Source organism: Pseudomonas sp. MF6755 (assembly GCF_016405635.1).
GTDB lineage: Bacteria > Pseudomonadota > Gammaproteobacteria > Pseudomonadales > Pseudomonadaceae > Aquipseudomonas > Aquipseudomonas haemolytica.
In genome coordinates this window covers 54,103-74,956 of the sequence record NZ_JAEKDA010000006.1, presented here as the reverse complement: position 1 = coordinate 74,956, position 20,854 = coordinate 54,103, and the positions used below count along the sequence as shown (strand labels likewise).

24 protein-coding genes are annotated in these 20,854 nt (G+C 60.3%); 16 read left to right on the top strand and 8 right to left on the bottom strand.

Annotation, left to right across the window (positions count from 1 at the left end; all coding sequences use genetic code 11):
• Positions 1–44: 44 nt before the first annotated feature.
• The 4 genes from JFT66_RS09145 to JFT66_RS09130 are packed head-to-tail and all read right to left on the bottom strand — an operon-like array spanning position 45 to position 2,666.
• Positions 45–668: a DUF1120 domain-containing protein gene (locus JFT66_RS09145; protein WP_198859148.1), complete on the bottom strand. Its 624-nt coding sequence runs from the start codon at positions 666–668 to the stop codon at positions 45–47.
• 37 nt (positions 669–705) lie between these two features.
• Complete coding sequence (locus tag JFT66_RS09140; RefSeq protein ID WP_034118236.1) at positions 706–1,329, bottom strand: DUF1120 domain-containing protein; 624 nt, start codon at positions 1,327–1,329, stop codon at positions 706–708.
• Positions 1,330–1,368: 39 nt separating this feature from the next.
• Positions 1,369–2,007: a DUF1120 domain-containing protein gene (locus tag JFT66_RS09135; RefSeq protein ID WP_034118237.1), complete on the bottom strand. Its 639-nt coding sequence runs from the start codon at positions 2,005–2,007 to the stop codon at positions 1,369–1,371.
• A gap of 29 nt (positions 2,008–2,036) precedes the next feature.
• On the bottom strand, positions 2,037–2,666 hold the full coding sequence (locus JFT66_RS09130; RefSeq protein WP_034118238.1) for a DUF1120 domain-containing protein: 630 nt from the start codon (positions 2,664–2,666) through the stop codon (positions 2,037–2,039).
• Positions 2,667–3,179: 513 nt separating this feature from the next.
• Between JFT66_RS09130 and JFT66_RS09125 the strand changes: the two genes are divergently transcribed.
• The 7 genes from JFT66_RS09125 to dacB all read left to right on the top strand — a co-directional run bounded on the left by JFT66_RS09125 (position 3,180) and on the right by dacB (position 10,577).
• Complete coding sequence (locus JFT66_RS09125) at positions 3,180–3,914, top strand: response regulator (RefSeq protein ID WP_034118239.1); 735 nt, start codon at positions 3,180–3,182, stop codon at positions 3,912–3,914.
• Positions 3,915–4,121: 207 nt separating this feature from the next.
• Complete coding sequence (locus JFT66_RS09120; protein ID WP_034118240.1) at positions 4,122–4,757, top strand: response regulator transcription factor; 636 nt, start codon at positions 4,122–4,124, stop codon at positions 4,755–4,757.
• 229 nt (positions 4,758–4,986) lie between these two features.
• Positions 4,987–5,637: a DUF1120 domain-containing protein gene (locus JFT66_RS09115; protein WP_034118241.1), complete on the top strand. Its 651-nt coding sequence runs from the start codon at positions 4,987–4,989 to the stop codon at positions 5,635–5,637.
• Positions 5,638–5,737: 100 nt separating this feature from the next.
• Positions 5,738–6,208, top strand: coding sequence for a nuclear transport factor 2 family protein (locus JFT66_RS09110; RefSeq protein WP_034118242.1), 471 nt, complete (start codon positions 5,738–5,740; stop codon positions 6,206–6,208).
• A gap of 37 nt (positions 6,209–6,245) precedes the next feature.
• Positions 6,246–6,518 (top strand): GIY-YIG nuclease family protein, encoded by a 273-nt coding sequence (locus JFT66_RS09105; RefSeq protein ID WP_198859147.1) that lies wholly within the window; start codon positions 6,246–6,248, stop codon positions 6,516–6,518.
• A 109-nt stretch (positions 6,519–6,627) separates the two neighbouring features.
• Positions 6,628–9,042 carry a TonB-dependent siderophore receptor gene (locus JFT66_RS09100; protein WP_153870251.1) on the top strand — a complete coding sequence of 805 codons (2,415 nt, stop codon included), beginning with the start codon at positions 6,628–6,630 and terminating at the stop codon, positions 9,040–9,042.
• Between the two features lie 77 nt (positions 9,043–9,119).
• The gene (gene dacB / locus JFT66_RS09095) at positions 9,120–10,577 is read left to right on the top strand and encodes a D-alanyl-D-alanine carboxypeptidase/D-alanyl-D-alanine endopeptidase (protein ID WP_153870252.1); all 1,458 of its coding nucleotides are present in this window, start codon (positions 9,120–9,122) and stop codon (positions 10,575–10,577) included.
• 1 nt (position 10,578) lies between these two features.
• Here the strand turns inward: dacB and JFT66_RS09090 are convergent, their stop codons facing one another.
• A complete protein-coding gene (locus tag JFT66_RS09090; RefSeq protein WP_198859146.1) occupies positions 10,579–11,358 on the bottom strand; it encodes an IclR family transcriptional regulator in 780 nt (259 codons plus the stop codon).
• A gap of 120 nt (positions 11,359–11,478) precedes the next feature.
• Between JFT66_RS09090 and hmgA the strand changes: the two genes are divergently transcribed.
• The 4 genes from hmgA to JFT66_RS09070 all read left to right on the top strand — a co-directional run bounded on the left by hmgA (position 11,479) and on the right by JFT66_RS09070 (position 16,163).
• Positions 11,479–12,762 carry a homogentisate 1,2-dioxygenase gene (gene hmgA / locus JFT66_RS09085; RefSeq protein WP_198859145.1) on the top strand — a complete coding sequence of 428 codons (1,284 nt, stop codon included), beginning with the start codon at positions 11,479–11,481 and terminating at the stop codon, positions 12,760–12,762.
• 3 nt (positions 12,763–12,765) lie between these two features.
• A complete protein-coding gene (gene fahA, locus JFT66_RS09080; RefSeq protein WP_198859144.1) occupies positions 12,766–14,052 on the top strand; it encodes a fumarylacetoacetase in 1,287 nt (428 codons plus the stop codon).
• A gap of 12 nt (positions 14,053–14,064) precedes the next feature.
• Positions 14,065–14,700, top strand: coding sequence for a maleylacetoacetate isomerase (maiA, locus tag JFT66_RS09075; RefSeq protein WP_198859143.1), 636 nt, complete (start codon positions 14,065–14,067; stop codon positions 14,698–14,700).
• Positions 14,701–14,795: 95 nt separating this feature from the next.
• Entirely contained in the window at positions 14,796–16,163 is a 1,368-nt protein-coding gene (locus JFT66_RS09070; RefSeq protein WP_198859142.1) for an MFS transporter, read from the top strand.
• Here JFT66_RS09070 and JFT66_RS09065 read toward each other — a convergent pair.
• The gene (locus JFT66_RS09065; protein WP_198859141.1) at positions 16,160–16,963 is read right to left on the bottom strand and encodes a SirB1 family protein; all 804 of its coding nucleotides are present in this window, start codon (positions 16,961–16,963) and stop codon (positions 16,160–16,162) included. The genes JFT66_RS09070 and JFT66_RS09065 overlap by 4 nt on opposite strands.
• Positions 16,964–17,150: 187 nt before the next feature.
• On the opposite strand from JFT66_RS09065, the gene JFT66_RS09060 reads away from it, so the two are divergent.
• On the top strand, positions 17,151–18,170 hold the full coding sequence (locus tag JFT66_RS09060; protein ID WP_034118252.1) for a Glu/Leu/Phe/Val dehydrogenase family protein: 1,020 nt from the start codon (positions 17,151–17,153) through the stop codon (positions 18,168–18,170).
• A 55-nt stretch (positions 18,171–18,225) separates the two neighbouring features.
• On the opposite strand, the gene JFT66_RS09055 is transcribed toward JFT66_RS09060, so the two are convergent.
• The gene (locus JFT66_RS09055) at positions 18,226–18,486 is read right to left on the bottom strand and encodes a YebG family protein (protein WP_153870259.1); all 261 of its coding nucleotides are present in this window, start codon (positions 18,484–18,486) and stop codon (positions 18,226–18,228) included.
• A 275-nt stretch (positions 18,487–18,761) separates the two neighbouring features.
• Here JFT66_RS09055 and JFT66_RS09050 point away from each other — a divergent pair, with 275 nt between their 5' ends.
• From JFT66_RS09050 to JFT66_RS09035, 4 genes are all read left to right on the top strand, one after another.
• Entirely contained in the window at positions 18,762–19,022 is a 261-nt protein-coding gene (locus JFT66_RS09050) for a DUF6124 family protein (RefSeq protein WP_198859140.1), read from the top strand.
• A 152-nt stretch (positions 19,023–19,174) separates the two neighbouring features.
• A complete protein-coding gene (relB, locus tag JFT66_RS09045; protein WP_124376454.1) occupies positions 19,175–19,363 on the top strand; it encodes a type II toxin-antitoxin system RelB family antitoxin in 189 nt (62 codons plus the stop codon).
• Positions 19,353–19,622 (top strand): type II toxin-antitoxin system RelE/ParE family toxin, encoded by a 270-nt coding sequence (locus JFT66_RS09040; protein WP_198859139.1) that lies wholly within the window; start codon positions 19,353–19,355, stop codon positions 19,620–19,622. The genes relB and JFT66_RS09040 overlap by 11 nt, the downstream gene beginning before the upstream one ends.
• A 169-nt stretch (positions 19,623–19,791) precedes the next feature.
• The gene (locus JFT66_RS09035) at positions 19,792–20,280 is read left to right on the top strand and encodes a phosphate-starvation-inducible protein PsiE (RefSeq protein WP_056845459.1); all 489 of its coding nucleotides are present in this window, start codon (positions 19,792–19,794) and stop codon (positions 20,278–20,280) included.
• Here the strand turns inward: JFT66_RS09035 and JFT66_RS09030 are convergent.
• Positions 20,277–20,594 carry a DUF3509 domain-containing protein gene (locus tag JFT66_RS09030; protein ID WP_198859138.1) on the bottom strand — a complete coding sequence of 106 codons (318 nt, stop codon included), beginning with the start codon at positions 20,592–20,594 and terminating at the stop codon, positions 20,277–20,279. The two genes, JFT66_RS09035 and JFT66_RS09030, sit on opposite strands and share 4 nt — an antisense overlap.
• Between the last annotated feature and the right edge of the window lie 260 nt (positions 20,595–20,854).

Sequence of the window (20,854 nt, the reverse complement as noted above, 5' to 3'; positions counted from 1 at the left end):
CAAAGGCAAGCGTTCAGACCTGCCTTTGTTCGATTCGGATGGCGTTACAGATAACGCACGGTCAGGGTCACCGAACCATCGATGGCGACTTCGTTGGTCAGGGTCAGCCCGCTGGTCTTGGCAATAAAGGGCATGACGTTCAGGTCTGCGGTCCACAGTTGGACCGGGATCGGCGTATTGACGCCGGCTACGGCGGGTGCAATGAGGTTGTTGCGCATCAGGTTGCGCTCGGTACCCCAGGTGACGCCGCCGTCGTAGGAACCGATGGTGGCGACCGGCACACTGTCGGCAACGGGGTTCAACATCCGCAATTCCATGCCGCCGAGTTTTTCCGTGCCGTTGATCAGGCCCAGGCCGAATTCCATTTCGTCGTTATTGGCGTCAGAGCCCTCGCGGTTGTCCTTGGCCTCCATCGCCATCAGCGTAGCGGCGTCACAGGTGACGGTAAATTGCACGGTCTGGGAGTCCAGAAAAGTCTGTTGGTCAACTTTCAGGTCCTTGGCCGAAATCTTGCCGTAGTCCACTGCGCCGCCGTTGGACAGGGTCGGGGTACAGGCGCTTGGGGTAATCAGGCCCTTGACCGTGAGGTCGACGCTGGACGCCGCGAGCACGTGGGCACTGCCCAGCAGCAGCGTGGCGGCAGTAAGGGATTTTAATACGGTGTTCATGATGTGGTTCCTGAGTGGGGATATGGGAAAAGGGGGGTTACCAGTACTTGAGTTGCATCACGGCCAGGCCGTCGATGGGGATTTCGTCGAGCAAGGTCAGGTCACTGGCGGGTGCGATCATCGTGAACGCTCGCAGACGAGCGCTCAGGGTTTGCAGAGCCATCGGCGTGGTGGGGCCGCTTGGCGCCGCGAAGGCAGTCAAGGCTGCGTGGCCCAAGTACGACGAGGGGTACCAGGTGGCGCCGCCGTCGCGAGACAGAATGGTTTGCACCGGCAGGTTGTCTGCTACCGGATCGAACAGCCCGAACGCCACACTGCCGAGTTTCTGGTCATCGTTAACCATGCCCAACCCATGGTGCGCCGGGTTGATCGCCGAGCTGCCGGCACGGCTGTCTTCGGTGGTCAGGGTGAAAAACGTCGGCCCTTCACACTGCACTTCCAGCAGCATTTCACCGGCTTGCAGGCTGGTGGGCTTGTCCGGGTGCAGGTCCCTGGCGGTCAACTTGCCGTGGTCGACGATGCCGCCGTCGGACAGGCTGGGTGTGCAAGAGGCAGGTGTGATGATGCCTTTGACGCTCAAGTCGGTGTTACTGGCGGCGAATGCGCCAGGCGCGCAGGCCGCCAGCAGAAGGGCAAGAGCGGCGGGCGTGTTTTTTTCCATGGGCACAGGTCCTTTTGGGCAATTCGGTGGGGGGGGGGGTTACAGGTAACGCACTTCCAGGGTGGCGGAGCCGTCGATTGGTTGTTCCTCGATCAGGGTCAGGCTCTGGGCGGCGGCGATATAGGGGTGGATTCTCACGTCGCTGCTCAGATCCCGGATCGGGATAGGGGCCCAGTCGCCACTGGCGTTGTTTCCGAAGGCGGCGAGCCAACCGGGGATCCAGATGGCGTCCTCACTGTGCTCGATCCAGCTGGCGCCATTGTTGCGCGAGCCCAGCTTGGTCACGGGCAGGGTGTCGGCGAGGTAGTTGGTGAGCACGACCAGGAAACTGCCGACCTTCTCGGTCTCGTTGATGAACCCCAGGCCATAGGACGACCTGTCGACATCAATGGACGAGCCCGGACGGTTATCGACGCCGTTGAGGGCAAACAGTGTGGCGGCTTCACAGCTCACACTCAGTCGCAGGGTGGTGGTCGGCAGGGGAGTAGGTTGGTTTTCTTGCAGGTCCCTGGCGGCGATTTTTCCATAATCAGCAACGCCGCCCTGGCTGAGGGCGGGCGTACAGGCACCGGGGGTAATGACTCCGGTGACGCCCAGGTCCGTGCTGCTGTCGGCGAATACGGGGCCTGCGCCAATGATCAAGAGTGTTGCGGCAAGGGTAATAAGGGGGCGGGCCATAGGGTCACATCCTGTGGGTCATGGAAGGCTTACAGGTACTTCACTTCGTACGTGGCGGAGCCAAGGATGGGAATCTCGTTGGCCAGGTTCATGCCCGCCGTGGGGCCGAGAATGGTTTGTACTTTCATGTCTGACGTCAGGTTCTGCACGGGCGTGGGCGCCCAGCTGCCCGTTGAGCGGTCGCCGAACGACGCAAGGTAGGTCACCGGCATGACGTCGCCTGGGGTGTTTTCCCGCCAGGTGAGGCCACTGTCGCTGGACTCGAGCACAGAGATGGCCGTGCCGTTGGACGTCGCGTTGGCGAGCGCCAGGGTGTAGAAACCGAGCTTTTTGCCGTCGACCAGGCCCAGGCCATAGCCGCTCATTGGGTCAATGGCATCGCCGCGATTGTCCACGCCCTGCAGCGCCAGCAGGGTTGGTGCATCGCAGGTGATGGACATTTGCAGGGTGTGGTCGTTGAGGAGCGTGTAGTCATTGGGCTTCAAATCCTTGGCCGAGATTTTGCCGTGGTCAACGACACCGCCGCTTGAGAGGCTGGGCGTGCAGGCGCTGGGTGTAATGATGCCCTGGACGGTCAGGTCCACGCTGCTGGCGGCAAACGCGGTTGAGGCGCCGCTGAGCAATAGAGTGGTGCTCAACAAAACAAAGCAATTGTTCATTTCTGTGGTTCCATTACGTTGAATCACGCCGTAGCGACACCCGCTGCTAGAAGGTGTCGACGAGGGCAGGATTTTTTTAAGTTGTTCAGAGCGGCTCGGGTAGCGCAGGACCGCCCTGAAGAAGTGAGCAATAATCTAGCGACAGAGTGTTGTCGGTGACATACAACTTTTACGACAATCAAGTTGGCGGGTGAACACAGCCGATTTAAGTCGCAGTGTTCAAAAACTGAATATTAGGTAGGGCGTCAGTTTCGTAGTTGTTGTATCGCCAGATGGCATATCAAAAGATACTTTCCGGTCGCGATGACTGTCATTTGAACTTCTGAACTAGGTAGCAGAGTGCGTGGCCTTTGACTGTCGCGTCAGTTTCTTCATCCAGAACAACGTTTACATTCTCGGGTGAAGGGGGCTGGACAACTGTCACTATCAACGAGGTGAGCGAGAGTGCTTTCGAGCAATGTCTCTTCGCAGCGCGTTCCTTTGCATTTTTCCCCCCCGGATCACTGGCGACACATGATGGTATTGGTGGCGGATGATCATTCAGCGTATCGGGTTTTGCTGGGTTGGTTTCTACAAAAGCTCGGGCTCGGCCATGAGTTGGTCGCTGATGGAGGTGAAGGGCTGGTGGCTATTACGCGTAGGCACTTCGACCTGGTGATCAGCGATTGCCATATGCCAGGCATGGATGGGTATGCCCTTGCCCGGGCGATACGCCTGCACGAGCAGGGGCATGCACATCGGCGGGTTCCGATCATCGCGCTCACCGCCAACCTGCAACCCGATGACCCCCAGCGCTGCCGCGATGCCGGCATGGATGGCTGGCTGCTCAAGCCACTGACGTTTGCACAGGTGTGCGATGTGCTCGGGCGTTGGCTGCCCGGGCCGCCGGGTGAGGTGTCGCCGGCATTACCCAGGGCCTCAACCCACTGGCCGACGCGGGTGGACATGATCCAGACCTTCGGCAGCGAACGGGTGGTGAACCAGATGCTTGACAGCCTGCTGCGTGAAGCGCGCATGGACTGTGCGGCCTTGGCCGATGCGCGCATCACGTTGAACACCCAACTCGCGCTGGGGCGGCTGCATCGTCTGCTGGGGAGCCTGGCGTTTTTAGGCTGCGATGACTTGGAGAGCCAGGGAGGGTCGCTGATTGAGCAGGTCCGCATCCATGGCGTGCAGGCGAACCTGGGAAGGCTGGAGGTGTTTGAGCATGACCTCAAACTTTATTTCGCTTACTTGAGCACGCTGTGAGGCTTTATTGGGTGCGTTGTTTGTAGGAAATTGTTCTGTTGAGTTGTAGTTTTTCAGTGTGGGGATTTTCCTTTTATTTTGTAAGCCCAATCGAGCGAGCTATAGGGCATTGGGCGCGGCTTAAAAGTGCCTCTGGCAGGTGGTTGTTGAAGAGCGCTGGCGGGGGTATTTTGCCTGCAATCAAGTGGCCACTATCCGTGAGTATTTATGCTTCGAGTAATAATTGCCGACGATCATCCCATTGTGCGCATTGGGCAAAGGGTGGTGATTGAAGCGAGTGGTACATGCAAGGTCGTTGGTGAAGCCAACGGCCCCGATGACTTGCTGGTGTTGCTGAGCACCACGCCTTGTGACGTGCTGGTGACCGATTTCGCCATGCCGGGCGGGCGTCAGGCCGACGGTTATAGTTTGCTGAGCCTGCTACGGCGCCAATACCCGACCCTACCGGTGATCCTCGTCACCATGTTCGCTAATATCGCAACCCTGCGTGCGTCTTTCGCCCATGGTGCGCAGGCCATTGTGGCCAAGAAAGCCTCGGCCAAGGAATTGCCCTCGGCAATCAAGGCGGTTGTCAAAGGCCAGACCTTTGCCAGCGAGTGCTTGCGCGAGCAGTTGCACGAGGCTGGGACGGGGGATCAATCGCAGGCACCACAGTTGTCCGGCAAGGAGCGCGAAGTGGTGCGCATGCTGGCCAGCGGGCTGACCGTCAGCCAGATTGCGGCGCGGGTCAACCGCAGCATTTCCACCATCAGCAAGCAGAAAAGTACCGCGATGAACCGGCTGTGTATTTCCACGGATGTAGACTTATTCGCTTATGCGCGCTCGGCGGGAATGGTGCCGTAGAAAGTTACAGTTTTATGACAGTGATTTAAGTAAGGGGCAGGCCGCGGGATTCGTATTACTTGTATTAATTTTGAGTGAAGTGTCCTCTAAATTTCCATGGTCGCCCTGCCATTAGTGCAGCGGGGACATTACATTCCCTGTCTATTAGTTGAGTCGAACTTGCAGGTTGCGCAGGCGCCTCTGTGCGTTTGTTTAATTTGTTAATAATCGACCGAAAGTGAGCATTGATATGCAACCGCCTCGTGTACTTATTACCGGCGCATTCTTGTTGGCCGGTATTTCTAATGCAATAGCCGCCTCCAGCGTGGATCTGAGTGTGGTCGGTAAGATCACCCCGTCCGCTTGTACGCCTTCGTTTCCTGGCAGCAACGTAGTGGATTACGGGAAGATATCGGCGCAAGACCTGAAACCAGCCTTATCCACACCGTTGCCTGATACAACGCTCAAGATGAGGGTCGATTGCGCAGCCACTGCCTTGATTGCTGTCAAGGTAACGGACAACCGCTTGGGGACTGGCTATAACAAAAGCATCCCCTCACAACCGCTACTTTCAGGTTTTGGCCTGGGTCTGGCGTCAAATGACGCGAAGATTGGCGGGTACATACTGAAAATAAGCGATGCTTTAGCCGATAGTATTCCGGGCGAGCCGATTGAATCCAAGGATGGGCAGACTTGGTTTGATGCCTGGGACTCAGTTTGGCAACCCGGTTGGATGCGTTCGATAAAAGCGGCGGCAGGGCCTTCCATTGCTCCGAAGCCGTTGCAGACCTTGGAGGCTGACCTGCGATTCGAGGCATGGATCGCACCGAGCCGGGATCTGCCGATTACTGAAGAAGTTCAGATAGACGGCAACGCGACCCTGGATATCGTGTACCTCTAAACACCTACAGGCATCACTCATTCCCGAGGCAAATAGCCATGGCTTTCCCCGGTAGCGCAGACTATCGTTCAGCACCCTGACCATCGTGCGGACCCTGCCCATGAGTGATGCCCACAACGCCCTGATCACCGAGTTCTACCGTGCCTTCCAACGCCTGGACGCCGACGCCATGGCCGCCTGCTATACCGATGACGTGGTGTTCAGCGATCCGGCATTCGGTGAGCTGCGCGGGCGCGATGTTGGCGATATGTGGCGCATGCTCACCACCCGCGCCAAGGATTTTTCCCTGACCTTCGACCATGTTCGCAGCGACGAAACCACCGGCAGCGCGCATTGGGTGGCGACGTACCTGTTCAGCGCTACCGGCAATACCGTGGTCAACGATATCGGCGCGCGCTTTGTGTTTCGCGACGGCAAGATCTGCGAGCACCACGACCACTTCGACCTGTGGCGATGGTCGCGCCAGGCCCTGGGTTTGAAAGGGCTGCTGTTGGGCTGGTCGCCGGCGCTGAAAAACGCAGTGCGCGCTCAGGCGCTTAAAGGCTTGAAGGCATTCCAGGCCGGTCGTTGATAAGATTGGCGCTCCTCTGGTTTGCCGAAATCGCCCTGTGACTGATCCTGCTGAACCCAAACCCTGGTTCGTCTACCTGGTGCGTGCCGCCAATGGCTCGCTGTATTGCGGCATCAGCAATGACCCGGTGCGCCGCTTTGCCTCCCACCAAAGCGGCAAGGGCGCGCGCTTCTTTTTATCCAGTCCGGCGGTGGCGTTGGTGTACACCGAGCAATGTGCGAGCAAGGGTGAGGCGTTGCGCCAGGAGCGGTTGATCAAGAAGCTGAAGAAGAGCGCCAAGGAGTGTCTGGCGGCGAGTGGCAATCAATGATCGAAATTATTTGCTGATTCAGGTGAGGTAATTCACCTGCTCATCCGTGTAGTGCATGAAACTGCGATCTATTCGCATTAACAGCGTTTTCTACACGGGTTCTCACAGCATGAAGTCAACGGCGGGCGGTTGGGTAAAACAGTGGCTGGGAGCCTCGGTATTGGCGGTGTCGGGGCTGGCGTTGCTGCCCCTGGCCGTGGCGCAGGCGCAAGCGCAGCAAAGCGCCCAGTTCAACTTTGCCCTGGCAGCCAAACCGCTGCCTCAGGCCCTGAGCGATTTCAGCCGGGTCACCGGCATCAGCGTGATCTACACCGATGAAGCGCCCTATGGCCTCAATGCCCCGGCCGTCAGCGGGCAGATGAGCGCGACCCAGGCGCTGCAGCGCCTGCTGACCAACACCGGCTTCACCTTCCGCCAGATCGACACCCGCACCCTGGCCCTGGAGCCGGTGCCTACCGATGGTGCGGTCAACCTCGGCGCCACCACCATCAGCGCCGCCAACCCGACGCAGGACAGCACCAGCTACCAGCCGCCGCCCACCAGTTCGGTGATGCGTTCCCGTGGCCTGCTGCTGGAAACCCCGCAAACCGTCAACGTGGTGCCGGCCCAGGTATTGCGCGACCAACAGCCGCGCAACCTGGATGACGCCCTGGGCAATATCAGCGGTATCACCCAGTCCAATACCCTCGGCAGCACCCAGGATGCGGTGATGCTGCGCGGTTTCGGCGACAACCGTAACGGCTCGATCATGAAGGACGGCATGCCGGTGGTGCAGGGCCGAGCCATGAACGCTACTGCCGAACGCGTTGAAGTGCTCAAGGGCCCGTCGTCGCTGTTATATGGCATCCAGGACCCGGGCGGCGTGGTCAATATCGTCAGCAAAAAGCCCGAGCTGGTGCAGTCCACCTCCCTGACCGCCCGTGGCTCGACCTTTGGTAGCGGCAAGAACGGCAGCGGTGGCAATCTCGACACCACTGGCCCTATCGGTGACAGCGGCTTCGCTTACCGGCTGATCGTCGATCACGAAGATGAAGATTACTGGCGCAACTACGGCACCCATCGCGAGACGCTGGTGGCGCCATCCCTGGCCTGGTATGGCGATACCACCCAGGTGGTTTTCGCCTATGAGCACCGCGAGTTTCTTTCGCCGTTCGACCGTGGCACGGCCATCGACCCCAAGACCAACCACCCGTTGAACATCCCCGCCACCCGTCGCCTGGATGAGCCGTTCAACAATATGGAAGGCCGCTCCGATTTGTATCGCCTGACCGTCGATCACGACCTGAACGACGACTGGAAAGCCCACTTCGGCTACAGCTGGAACCGCGAGACCTACGACGCCAGCCAGGTGCGCGTGGTCAAGGTCAATACCAACGGAACCCTGACCCGCAGCATGGACGGCACCCAAGGCGCACTGACCACCGACCGCTTCGCCACCGCCAGCCTCGAAGGCAAGGTGAATGTGGCCGGTATGCAGCATGACCTAGTGTTCGGCCTGGATGATGAGTACCGCAAAATCTACCGTGCCGACCTGATCCGCCAGGCACCGCGGGGCACGTTTGACTACAACAATCCGGTGTACGGCAATGAAGTCGCAGGCACCACCGTCAGCGCACCGGACAGCAACCAGACCGACTTGCTGCGCAGCGATTCACTGTTCTTCCAGGACGCGATTCATCTGAACGACCAGTGGATCCTGGTCGGCGGTGCGCGCTACCAGATGTACGACCAGTACGCCGGCAAAGGTGTGCCCTTCACTGCCAACACCGATGGCAACGGCCAGAAGTGGGTACCGCGTGCCGGTCTGGTGTATCGCTACACCGACCAATTGTCGTTTTACGGCAGCTACACCGAGTCGTTCAAACCCAACTCCACCATCGCGCCACTGGCGAATAAAACCGTGTTGGATGGCAGCCTGGAACCGGAAGAGTCCAAGGCCTGGGAGCTGGGCACCAAGTTCGATATGCCGGGGCGCATCACCGCGAGCGCGGCGTTGTTCACTATCGATAAGCGCAATGTGCTGGTGAAGGTCGGCGACGGTTTGACTTCGACCTACAGCATGGCGGGCAAGGTGCGCTCCCGAGGCCTGGAGCTGGATGCCAGCGGCCAGTTGAGCGACAACTGGAGCCTGATCGGCAGCTATGCCTACACCGATGCCGAGGTCACCGAAGACCCGACGCTCAAAGGCAACCGCCTGCAAAACGTGGCGAAAAATACCGGCTCGCTGTCGGCCGTGTATGACTTCGGCAGCATCCTGGGCGGTGATCAACTGCGGGTCGGTGCCGGTGCTCGCTATGTGGGCGAGCGGGCAGGGGACGCGGCCAACAGCTTCGAACTGCCGAGCTATACCGTGGCCGATGTCTTCGCCAGCTATGACACCAAGCTCGAGGGGCAGAAGGTCAAGTTCCAGCTCAACGTGAAGAACCTGTTCGACCGCACCTACTACACCTCGTCGGTGAATACGCAGTTTGTGTCTATTGGGGATGCGCGGCAGGTGTCGGTGTCCAGCACCTTGACCTTCTAAGATCGACCACAGTGGCCGGCGACGCATTGAGCTGGTAGCGTTGCCGCCACTGAAGACTTTGCAGGAAAACGGTACTGATGCACTTGGGTCGATGGATACACACCAGCACCCTGCTGGTTGGCTTGAGCTTTTTGCTGGGCGGCTGCGCCAGCGTTTCGCAGACTTCCACGCCTGCCACCCTGGATAAACTGCTAACCGACCCGGCGCTGCACGGCGCCACGGTGTCGTTGACGGTGCGTGATGCCCGCAGTGGCGCCACTCTCTACCAGCACAACCCACACACCCGGTTGGTGCCCGCTTCCAACCTCAAGCTGCTGACCACGGCGGCGGCGATGGATGTGCTGGGGCCGCAGTACCGTTTCGCCACACAACTGCTGAGCAATGGCATACGCCAGGGTGACCGTTTGACCGGCAACCTGTACCTGCGTGGCCTCGGCGACCCGACCATCCAGTTCGCCGACTACCAGGCCCTCGCCGCGCAGTTGGCCAGCCAGGGCGTGCGCCAGGTGCAGGGCGACCTGGTGTTCGACGACACGTGGTTTGATGCCGAGCGGCTGGGCGTCGATTGGTCCCATGATGATGAAACCACCTACTACGGCGCGCAGATTTCCGCGCTGACCGTGTCACCCAATACGGATTTTGATGCGGGCAGCGTGCTGGTCACGGCCAAGGCACCGTTGCGGGCCGGCTCGCCGGTAGGTGTCGAGATCTACCCGCCCACCGATTACCTGCAACTGAGCAATCGCGCCGTGAGTGGCCCGGGCAACAGCTATGGCATCAACCGTCGCCATGGCACTAACCTGCTACAGCTCAGCGGCGCGGTGGCACCGGGCCGGCAGAGCCAGCAACTGGTCAGCGTCTGGGAGCCGACGCAGCTGGTGGCCAATCTGTTCGAACAGGCCTTGGCGCAACAGGGCATTACGGTGCTGGGGCGTCGGGTGATGGGCGGGGCGAGCCCGGCTGCGGTAACGGTGCTCGCCGAGCACCAATCGGCACCGTTGCAGGAACTGATCGTGCCGCTGCTCAAACTCTCGAACAACAACATGTCCGAAGCCTTGCTCAAGGCCATGGGCCGCCAGACCGCCAACAACGGCACCGCAGCGGCGGGTGCAGTGGCGGTGGCCGGGTTCCTCAAGCGTCAGGGGCTGGACACAAACGCCCTCAACCAGGTCGACGGCTCCGGCCTGTCGCGGCGTAACCTGGTGTCGTCGCAAACCCTGACCGACCTGCTGCTGGCCGCGAGCAAACAACCGTGGTTCAACGCCTGGTACAACGCGCTACCGATTGCCGGCAACGCTGACCGCATGACCGGCGGCAGCCTGGGTTATCGCCTGCGTGGCACCTCGGCCGAAAACAACCTGCATGCCAAGACCGGCTCCATGGGCGGCGTATCGTCATTGAGCGGTTACATCACCGACGCCCACGGGCGCAAGTTGGCGTTCTCGATGCTGACCAACAATTATGTGGTGGCCGGCGCGCAGGTCAAGGCGCTGGAGAATCGCGTGGCAGTGGCGCTGTCACGCAGCGACGATTGATTCAGGGCTGATAGCCCATGCGCCAACTCACGGCCCGGGTCGCCGCCAGCAAGTGCTGCGCCGCCGGGCCATCCTCATCGGCGTGGAACAGTGAGGTAGGGCCGACCACGGTCATCACCGCCGCCACTTGCCCCACCGCATTGAACACTGGCGCCGACAACGCATCCACGCCAGGCATCAGCAAACCATGCACGAAGTGCAGGCCACGGCTGCGGATCTGTTCGCACACGGTGGCGTAGGCCTGATCGTCGGCCAGCGAGTGGGCGGTGCCGGCTTGAACCTCGCGCTCGCGCAATTCCACGGTTTCCCGCGATGGCAGGTAGGCGCTGAACACCAGACCGGTAGACGAACTCAGCAGCGGCAACACGGAGCCCAGCTGTGTGACCACCGTCACCGCACGCACCGCCGGCTCGATCTGCACCACTGTCGCGCCCTGGTTGCCCCACACCGCCAGAAAGCAGGTTTCATTCAATTCATCGCGCAGCTCCGCCAGAGGCATGGCGCCGACTTTCAACACATCCATGCTGCCTAATGCCGCCAGGCCCACGCGCAACGCTTCGCGGCCCAGGCCGTAATGGTTGGTGGCGGTGTTCTGTTCGGCAAACCCCGAAGCGATCAACGCCTGCAAATAGCGATGGACCTTGCTCGCCGGCATCTGCACATGCTCGGCCAGGCGTGACAACGAGGTGGCCGGGGAAAGTTCGGCCAGGGCCTTGAGAATATCGGTGCCGACTTCCGCCGAACGGACTTTCTGTTTACCGGTGTCGCGGGGCTTTTCCATGGAAGGGCGAGAATCCGAGAGATGAATGGGCGTCTTTATAGCTTGACGCTCGATAGTGATCAAATTACGTTATGCGTAACTGGATTACGATAAAAACAACTTCTGTACAGAGGAAGATCCATGGACCTCGAATACCAATCGGGCTTTGGCAATGAATTCGCCAGCGAAGCCTTGCCCGGCGCGCTGCCGGTCGGGCAGAACTCGCCGCAAAAAGCCCCCTACGGGCTCTACACCGAACTGTTTTCCGGCACCGCCTTCACCATGGCGCGCAGCGAAGCGCGGCGCACCTGGCTGTACCGCATCCAGCCGTCGGCCAATCACCCGGCATTCGTCAAGCTGGAACGTCAATTGGCCGGTGGCCCGTTGGGCGCGGTGACGCCCAATCGCCTGCGTTGGAACCCGCTGGATATTCCGAGCGAGCCGACGGACTTTATCGACGGCCTGGTCGGCATGGTCGCCAACGCGGGATCGGAAAAACCCTCGGGCATCAGCATCTACAACTACCGCGCCAATCGCTCCATGGAGCGCGTGTTCTTTAATGCCGATGGCGAACTGCTGATCGTCCCCGAGCAGGGTCGCCTGCGCGTCGCTACCGAATTGGGTGTGCTCGACGTCGAGCCACTGGAAATTGTGGTACTGCCCCGTGGGCTCAAATTTCGTATCGAACTGCTGGACGCGCAGGCTCGCGGCTACGTCGCGGAAAACCACGGCGCCCCGCTGCGCCTGCCCGACCTGGGCCCGATTGGCAGCAACGGTTTGGCCAACCCCCGCGACTTCCTGACGCCAGTGGCCCGCTACGAAGACCTCAAGCAACCGACCACGCTGGTGCAGAAATTCCTCGGTGAGCTGTGGGCCTGCGAGCTGGACCATTCGCCGCTCAACGTGGTCGCCTGGCACGGCAATAACGTGCCGTACAAATACGACCTGCGCCGCTTCAACACCCTCGGCACCGTGAGTTTCGATCACCCGGACCCGTCGATCTTCACCGTATTGACCTCACCCACCAGCGTGCATGGCCTGGCCAACCTCGATTTCGTGATCTTCCCGCCGCGCTGGATGGTGGCCGAGAACACCTTCCGTCCGCCGTGGTTCCACCGCAACCTGATGAACGAATACATGGGCCTGATCCAGGGCGCCTACGATGCCAAGGCCGAAGGCTTCCTGCCCGGCGGCGCGTCGCTGCACAGCTGCATGAGCGCTCACGGCCCGGACGGCGAGACCTGCACCAAGGCTATCAACGTGGACCTGGCGCCGCACAAGATCGACAACACCATGGCCTTCATGTTCGAGACCAGCCAAGTGCTGCGCCCGACCCAGTTCGCCCTGGAATGCCTGCAACTGCAACCCGCTTATGACGCGTGCTGGGCCGCGCTGCCCGCCACCTTCAACCCGAACCGGAGATAACCCATGACGCAACCAACGCTTACCCGTAGCTGGGTGGCCTCAGCCAACGGCCACGCGGATTTCCCTCTGCAAAACCTGCCGCTGGGCGTGTTCAGCATCAACGGCTCGGCACCGCGCAGTGGCGTGGCGATTGGCGACGCGATCCTCGACCTGCATGCCGCGCTGGACGAGTTTGACGGTGAAGCCCGACGCGCCGTCGAAGCCACGGCGGGTGGCCAACTGAACGCGTTTTTCGAACTCGGTCGCGGCCCTCGCGTTGCCCTGCGCGAGCGCCTGCTGGAACTGCTGGCCGAAGGCAGCAAGCTGCAAACCCGCGAGGCGCAGGTGCTGCACCGTGCTGCTGATTGCCAGATGCACTTGCCAGCCAGGATCAATGACTACACCGACTTCTACGTCGGCATCGAGCACGCGCAGAACGTCGGCAAGTTGTTCCGCCCGGATAATCCGTTGTTGCCGAACTACAAGTACGTGCCGATTGGCTACCACGGCCGTGCGTCGACCATTCGCCCATCGGGCACGGATGTACGACGCCCTAAAGGCCAGACCCTGCCGGCCGGCCAGACCGAGCCGACCTTTGGCCCCTGCGCGCGCCTGGACTATGAGTTGGAGCTGGGCATCTGGATCGGCCAGGGCAATGCCATGGGCGACGCGATTGCCATTGGCGATGCCGCCGAGCATATCGCCGGTTTCTGCTTGCTTAACGACTGGTCGGCGCGGGATATCCAGGCCTGGGAATACCAGCCGCTGGGGCCGTTCCTGTCGAAAAGCTTTATCACCAGTATTTCGCCATGGGTAGTGACGGCCGAGGCACTGGAGCCATTTCGCAAAGCCCAGCCGGCGCGCCCCGAGGGTGATCCGCAACCGCTGCCGTATCTGCTGGATAAGCGTGATCAGAACGCGGGTGCCTTTGATATTGAACTGGAAGTGCTGCTTACCACGGCTTCGATGCGTGAGCAGAACCTGCCCGCCCATCGCCTGACTTTGAGCAACACCGAGCACATGTACTGGACCGTGGCACAAATGGTTGCGCACCACAGCGTCAACGGCTGCCAGTTGCAGGCCGGTGACCTGTTCGGTTCGGGCACCTTGTCCGGGCCGCAGTCGGGGCAGTTCGGCAGCCTGTTGGAGATTACCGAAGGCGGTAAGAAGCCGATTGAATTGCCCAGCGGCGAGGTGCGTAAATTCCTGGAGGACGGCGACGAAATCATCCTGCGTGCCCGTTGCAACCGTGAAGGTTTTGCCTCCATCGGTTTCGGCGAATGCCGCGGTACCGTGGTCGCGGCGCGTTAAGAGGGCAGGGCGATGGAACTCTATACCTATTACCGTTCTACCGCGTCATATCGGGTACGTATTGCCCTGGCACTCAAGGGCCTGGATTTCACCGCGCTGCCGATCAACCTGCTGGTGCCGGCAGGCGGTGCCAATCACCAGCCCGAGTATCTGGCGATCAACCCGCAAGGGCGCGTGCCGGCCTTGCGTGCTGATGAAGGTGACCTGCTGATTCAGTCACAGGCGATCATCGAGTACCTGGAGGAACGTTATCCACAGGTGCCGCTGCTCTCCAAAGAGCTGTCTACCCGTGCCCATGAGCGGGCGGTTGCCTCGATCATTGCCTGCGATATCCACCCGTTGCACAACTCCAGCACTCAAAACCTGTTGCGCCAGTGGGGGCATGACGAGGCGCAATTGCTCGAGTGGATCAGTCACTGGGTCAGCCAGGGCCTGGCCGCGGTGGAGCAGTTGATTGGAGATAAGGGCTTCTGCTTTGGCGAGCAGCCGGGCATGGCGGACGCCTTTCTGATTCCACAGCTGTATGCGGCCGAGCGCTTCAAGGTGCCGTTGGCGGCCTACCCGCGTATCGGCCGAGTGGCGGCGTTGGCGGCGCGGCACCCGGCGTTTGTGCAGGCTCATCCCGCCAACCAACCTGACACCCCATAGCTCTCAAAACGGGCACAAAACCAATGTGGGAGGGGGCAAGCCCCTCCCACATTTTTTTGACCAGCGTCATCCAAAAAAAATAAAGGTACCTTGCGATGCACAATCAGATTGCCAGCTTTCGTGCGGCACTCGACGCCCGCCCGGTGTCGCGCTACCAATGGTTGATCCTTCTGTTGTTGGCACTGCTGCTGGTCACCGATGGCTATGACGCCCAGGTGCTGGGCTATGTGGTGCCGGCACTGGCCCAGGATTGGAGCCTGGAAAAAGCCGCGTTCGGCCCTGTCTTCAGTGCCAACCTGCTGGGCCTGACCCTGGGCTCGCTGCTGGTGACTCCACTGGCGGATCGATTTGGTGTGCGGCGTATCCTGCTGGCGTGTGTGCTGATCTACGCCAGCCTTACGGTGCTGATGGTGTTTGCCAATTCCCTGACCACCTTGATGGCTGCGCGGTTTATCTGCGGCATCGGCATGGGCGGCGCGATGCCCAGCGCCATGGCGTTGATGTCGGAGTATTCGCCGCCGCGCATGCGCACGCTGATGGTGACCCTGGCCGCGTGTGGCTTCTCATTCGGCGGCGCGGCGGGCGGGTTTGTGGCCGCCGGTTTTATTGATGGCTTTGGCTGGCAGGCGGTGTTCCTGGCCGGTGGTGTGACGCCATTGCTGCTGTTCCCGTTCCTGGTGTGGCTGTTGCCCGAATCCCTGCCGCGTTTGCTGCGAGATGCGCCGCCGTATCTGCGCTTGCGCAACGTCACGGCGCGCATGCTGCCTGACTGGCAACCACCGCCCGCGAGCGACGCCGAAAACCGCCAGGAGCAGGGCAGCAAACTGACGGTGGTGGAGCTATTCCGTAATGGCTACGCACGCCCGACGTTGCTGATCTGGGCGACTTTTTTTGTCAGCCTGATCCTGCTGTATTTCATGATCAGCTGGTTGCCTTCGCTGTTGCTCGAAAGCGGCCTGGCGCTGAATGAAGCCAATCTGGTCACTTCCATGTTCCTGTTCGCCGGCACCTTGGGCGCGATCCTCATGGCCTGGTTCGCCGACCGTCTGAAAAGCAAGGTGCGGCTGCTGTCCGCCGTACTGGCCGCGGCTGCGCTGTGCACCCTCCTGCTGGGCTTGAACCACGACAATCCACGCTACTTGGTGGCCTGTGTGTTTGCCGCGGGGTTGTGCATCATCGGCGGGCAACTGACCCTCAATGCGTTTGCCAGCAATTTCTACCCGGCGCAGGTGCGCGCCACCGGCACGGGCTGGGCGTTGGGGGTAGGGCGGTTCGGGTCAATCCTGGGGCCGTTGTTTGGCAGCCTGTTGCTGGCGATGCATATACCGGTGCAGCAGATTTTCTTCTTCTGCGCGATTCCGGCGGTGGTGGCGGCGCTGTTGATCATCCAGGTGCGCTCACCGGGGGCCAACACGCCGCAGGGGCCGCTGCACGGCGATATTCTCAAGGCGCCCCAGGCCTAGTGCACCACTGAATTGGGCGGCAGGTGCCCCAGCCGCTCGGTCAGGCGCAGGCGCTGGATCGGGTCTTCGCTGAGCATCAAGGCATGTTCCAGGTCAAAGCGCTCGGCGCTCGGGCAGTCCAGGCGCTGATACAAGCTGGCCCGTGCCAGGTAATCGGCGGCGCTGGCGTTGCCCAGTTCCAGTACGCGCTCGGCGTCCACCAGGGCGGCCAGTGGTTCGTCGTTGGAAAGGTGCAGTTGGCGCAGGTTGCGCGATAGGCGCTGCAGGATTGCTCGTGGCTCTGCGGTGTGCAGGTGGTCGGCCTGCAATTTGAGTTTCGGCCCGTATTGGCGATGCAGCAGGTCGCGGCAGTCGTTGGGGTACAGGCGCCGGCCGCCACACGGGTCCAGCAGGTGATCGGCACCGGGCACCCGTAGCAGGAAGTGGCCCGGGAAGTTCACACCGACCATGGGGATCTCCAGGCGCCGCGCCATTTCCAGTGCGATCAGGCCCATGGCCAACGGTTGCCCGCGTTTGCGTTGCAGCACTTTGTCCAGCAAGGCGGCGGCGGGGCGCAGCGGGGTGTGGTCATCCTGGGCAAACCCCAGGTCATTCATGCGCCGCAGCAGCGGCTGGCCGAGTTCATCTGCCGGCAACAAGGGCATACCCTGGCTGACCTGCTGTTGCAGCAGGCTCAGATCCTGCAGGATCTGCAACGGCTGCACGCTGGCGTCGTGCTCGGCGGCAATCCACAGCGCGGCTTCAAACAGCGCAGGGGGTGAACGGTCCAGGCAGGCGAAAAAGGCGGTGCGGGGATTCATTGCGTTCTCCGGCGGATGCCCCTGTTTTAGCCTTGCTGTGAATTTTCGTCCAGCATATTGAGAGATATCCCACGTCCTTATGTCGTAGACCCTTCGAAACTGCACGGCTTATTCCAGCGCAATCCAGCAGTTTCCTGCCGCAAGCCTATACTTGGCCCACTACCAAAAGTGATTCGGGAGCTCAATGATGTTTGCGCTCATGCACAGCACCCGCCTTGAATCGCTGCACCTGAGTGTCGACCCGGTGACCGGGCTGAAAGCGATCATCGCCATCCACAACAGTCGCCTGGGCCCTGCCTTGGGCGGCTGTCGCTACCTTGCCTACCCCGACGATGAAAGCGCTGTGGCCGATGCCGCGCGCCTTGCGCAAGGCATGAGCTACAAGGCCGCACTCGCCGGGTTGCCGGTGGGCGGCGGCACGGCGGTCATCATCCGCCCGGTGCACGTGGAGAGCCGTGCAGCGCTGTTCGAAGCGTTTGGCCGTTGTATCGAAAAACTCGACGGCCGTTTCATCACCTCGATCGACAGCGGAACCTCGGTTGCCGACATGGATTGCATTGCCCAGCACACCCGCTTCGTCACCAGCACCACCGCCGCTGGCGACCCCGCGCCCCATGCCGCCATGGGCGTCTTCGCGGGCATCCGCACCTCTGCCATGGCGCGCCTGGGCAGTGACAATCTCGAGGGCCTGCGCGTAGCGGTGCAGGGCCTGGGCAATGTCGGTTATGCCCTGGCCGAGCAACTGCACGCCGCGGGTGCCGAGCTGCTAGTCAGTGATATCGACCACGGCAAGGTGCAACTGGCCATGGAGCAACTGGGCGCCCACCCGATTGCCAATGACGCCTTGCTCAGCACACCCTGCGATATTCTTGCGCCCTGCGGCGTCGGCGCCGTATTCAACCGCAACAGCGTCGGCCAACTGCGCTGCGCCGCCGTGGCAGGTGCCGCCAGCGCACAACTGACCAACCTGGACATCGCCGACCAGTTGGAAAGCCGCGGCATCCTCTACGCTCCAGACTACGTGATCAACTCCGGCGGCCTGATCTACGTCGCCCTCAAACACGCCGGTACGGACCTGCCCGGCATCACCGCGCACTTGTCGAACATCGGCACGCGCCTGACCGAAATCTTCGCCCACGCCCAAGCCGAAAAACGCTCGCCCGCACGGGTGGCCGATGAGTTAGCCGAACGCCTGCTGTACAAATAGGCCAGGCATTAAAAAGGCCCTGAATCCATGATTCAGGGCCTGTTCAATTCGGGCTTTACTCTGCTGCCGGGTTCAGCAACTCGGACAACACGTCCGGCTGGCTCTTGAATGCCTTGGCAAATACATCGCGGTTCTTCGCCATGTAGATCCCGGCTTCCTCCACCTGCTGCTCGCTCAACGACGGCACGGCTTTTTGCAACACCTCTGCCAGCAACTCGGCGAGTTCAAGCATCTTGTCATGACGGTCAGCTTCGGCTTTATCCATGAACAAACGCTCCAGATCTCGGCTGCTGCGGTATACCACTTCGACGGCCATTCACCACCTCACATGCCTTCACGATAGTTGTCTTTTGCGACTACTGTATTTATATACAGCGAAAAGGATAAGCCAAACGCCGGGGTTTGGATAGTAGGTTTTTAATGTAGTTGGGAAATGGGGGTTTGCTACAACGGAAATTTCGCACAGCACACTGAGGTTGCTGAGTAATCCTACGGTGACTTACCTTTCACGGGTCCTGCATTCGCATGGCCGAGCTTGGCGGCTCGATTAAAGGGAAGGAAAACTTACGTGTTTAATTTTGGAGTCCTACCATGGGTAAAAATACCTCAAGCAGCAATGATCATCTGAATCCAGAGCCGCCAGTCACTCTTTTCAACGTAACGCCTGACAATGACACGGAAACCCTGCTGGCCAACGCCAGCGAAACCCTGAGCAGTGCCCGGGAAATGGCCAATACGCTGGCATTCGACCTTGAAGGTTCGCAGCGAAGCTTGGTCCTGGCCATTCACCAACTGATTGAAATGGGCGGTCTGCTAGTCGATCGAGCACTGGAGCAAGTCGCACCAGCTTGATGCTACGACCCCGATCGTTCCCACGACCGTGGGAACGGTCTAAAAAGTGATTGGCTAAGCATGGATTTTTTCTGTTACTCACTTCATCGCTTGAAGCACGACAGTAAAAACACCAGCGACTAGACTGCTTCTCATCGACAACGGAGGCTTTTATGGACACTTCCTTTTCCTCTGGTATCCAAGCAGATACCGAAGAGCAGGCTGACAGCTACGACCGCTGGTTTCGCGCCAAGGTACAGGCCGCTCTTGATGACACCAGCCCCGGCATTCCTCACGACGAGGTAATGGCCGAGATGCAAGCACTGATCGAATCCAAACTCAAGAAAGGCGATGCTGATTGAGTGGGTACCCGCAGCGCGGGTGGAACTTCGCCAAATTATTGAATACCTCAGTCATCGCAATCCTGTCGCAGCTCTCGAGTTAAAGCGCTCCATCGAAGCCTCGGTGCTGGCCCTCTCTCGCAGACCCCACCTTTACCGTCCTGGCAGAATCATTGGTACTCGAGAGATGGTGGTGCATCCGAATTATCTGGTCGTATATAAGGTGACAGACAACATTCGGGTTCTCTCGGTTTTACACGCACGCCAGCGATACCCTTGATAGGTCCGCTTTTTCGATGAGCAAGGTATCTACTCTGCTCATCCTCACATGTGCCTCATGTCACCAAGCCATCATCTTAGAACTGCCCTCTGGCCTTTTTTCTGCATGCAGAACAATCGTCACGTCCAACCCGCATTATCCGGTCGAGCCGACCTAAGGAAGCATCATCTTGAAAATCAACTGGGCCGAAAGGCTGCGTCAGCAAGTTCACGGGCTGGCCGAGTCCCTGGGTAACCTGTTTGTCGAGTCGTTTCACTACCTGGCGTTGTTTGCCATTGGTGCGGTGACTGCCTGGGCGGCGGTGATGGAATTCTTGGGGATGCTGGAGAACGGGCACATCAAGATCGATGACATCTTGCTGCTGTTCATTTATCTGGAATTGGGGGCGATGGTCGGGATTTACTTCAAGACCAACCACATGCCGGTGCGCTTCCTGATCTACGTGGCGATCACCGCATTGACGCGCCTGTTGATTTCCAACGTGTCGCACCACAACCCGCCGGATATCGGCATCATCTACCTGTGCGGCGGGATTCTGCTGTTGGCATTTGCCATTCTGGTGGTGCGCTATGCGTCGTCGGCGTTCCCTTCGGTGAAGGTCGAAGGCCCGCGTCGCAAGGGCGAGGCGAGCCTGGAGACCGAGAAGGGCGAGCTTTAAAGCCCAACGCTGGAGGGCAGGGCACGGGCGGGCGGTCGCTGCAGGAGCTTGTGGCTGTCGCCGTCCGTCATCAGCTCGAGGATTTCTACCGCGCTGTGACCCTGCTCGATGGCGATACCAAACTGGATGCTCTGCACCAGGCGTTGCAGCCGCTGCGGGTCGTTGCGCTGTTCGGCGCTGATCATGCGCTTGGCCACCACGCCGGTCTCGTCCGAGAGGGTGAGCATGATGCTGCCGTCCAGCCGCTGGATGCTCAGGTTGACGCGGTATTGGGGGGTGAAGGTGTCGGTGATGATCTGAAAAGGATTGTCCATGGTGCGTTACCGCCTGATAAGAACATGCAGTCATTGACGGCCGGTATCGGGATTAGTTCGCATCGCCTGACCATCGGCCACTCCGTCGCTGAGGCTTTCACAAGGTCCGTTTTCCTCATCAGTTGTACAGCAAAGGGCGTGCCGTACAGCGACTTTCAAGGCACCGGTATCCCAATGTGGGAGGGGGCTTGCTCCCGATATAGGTCCTTCAGCCGAGCATTTATTGGCTGATACACCGCTATCGGGAGCAAGCCCCCTCC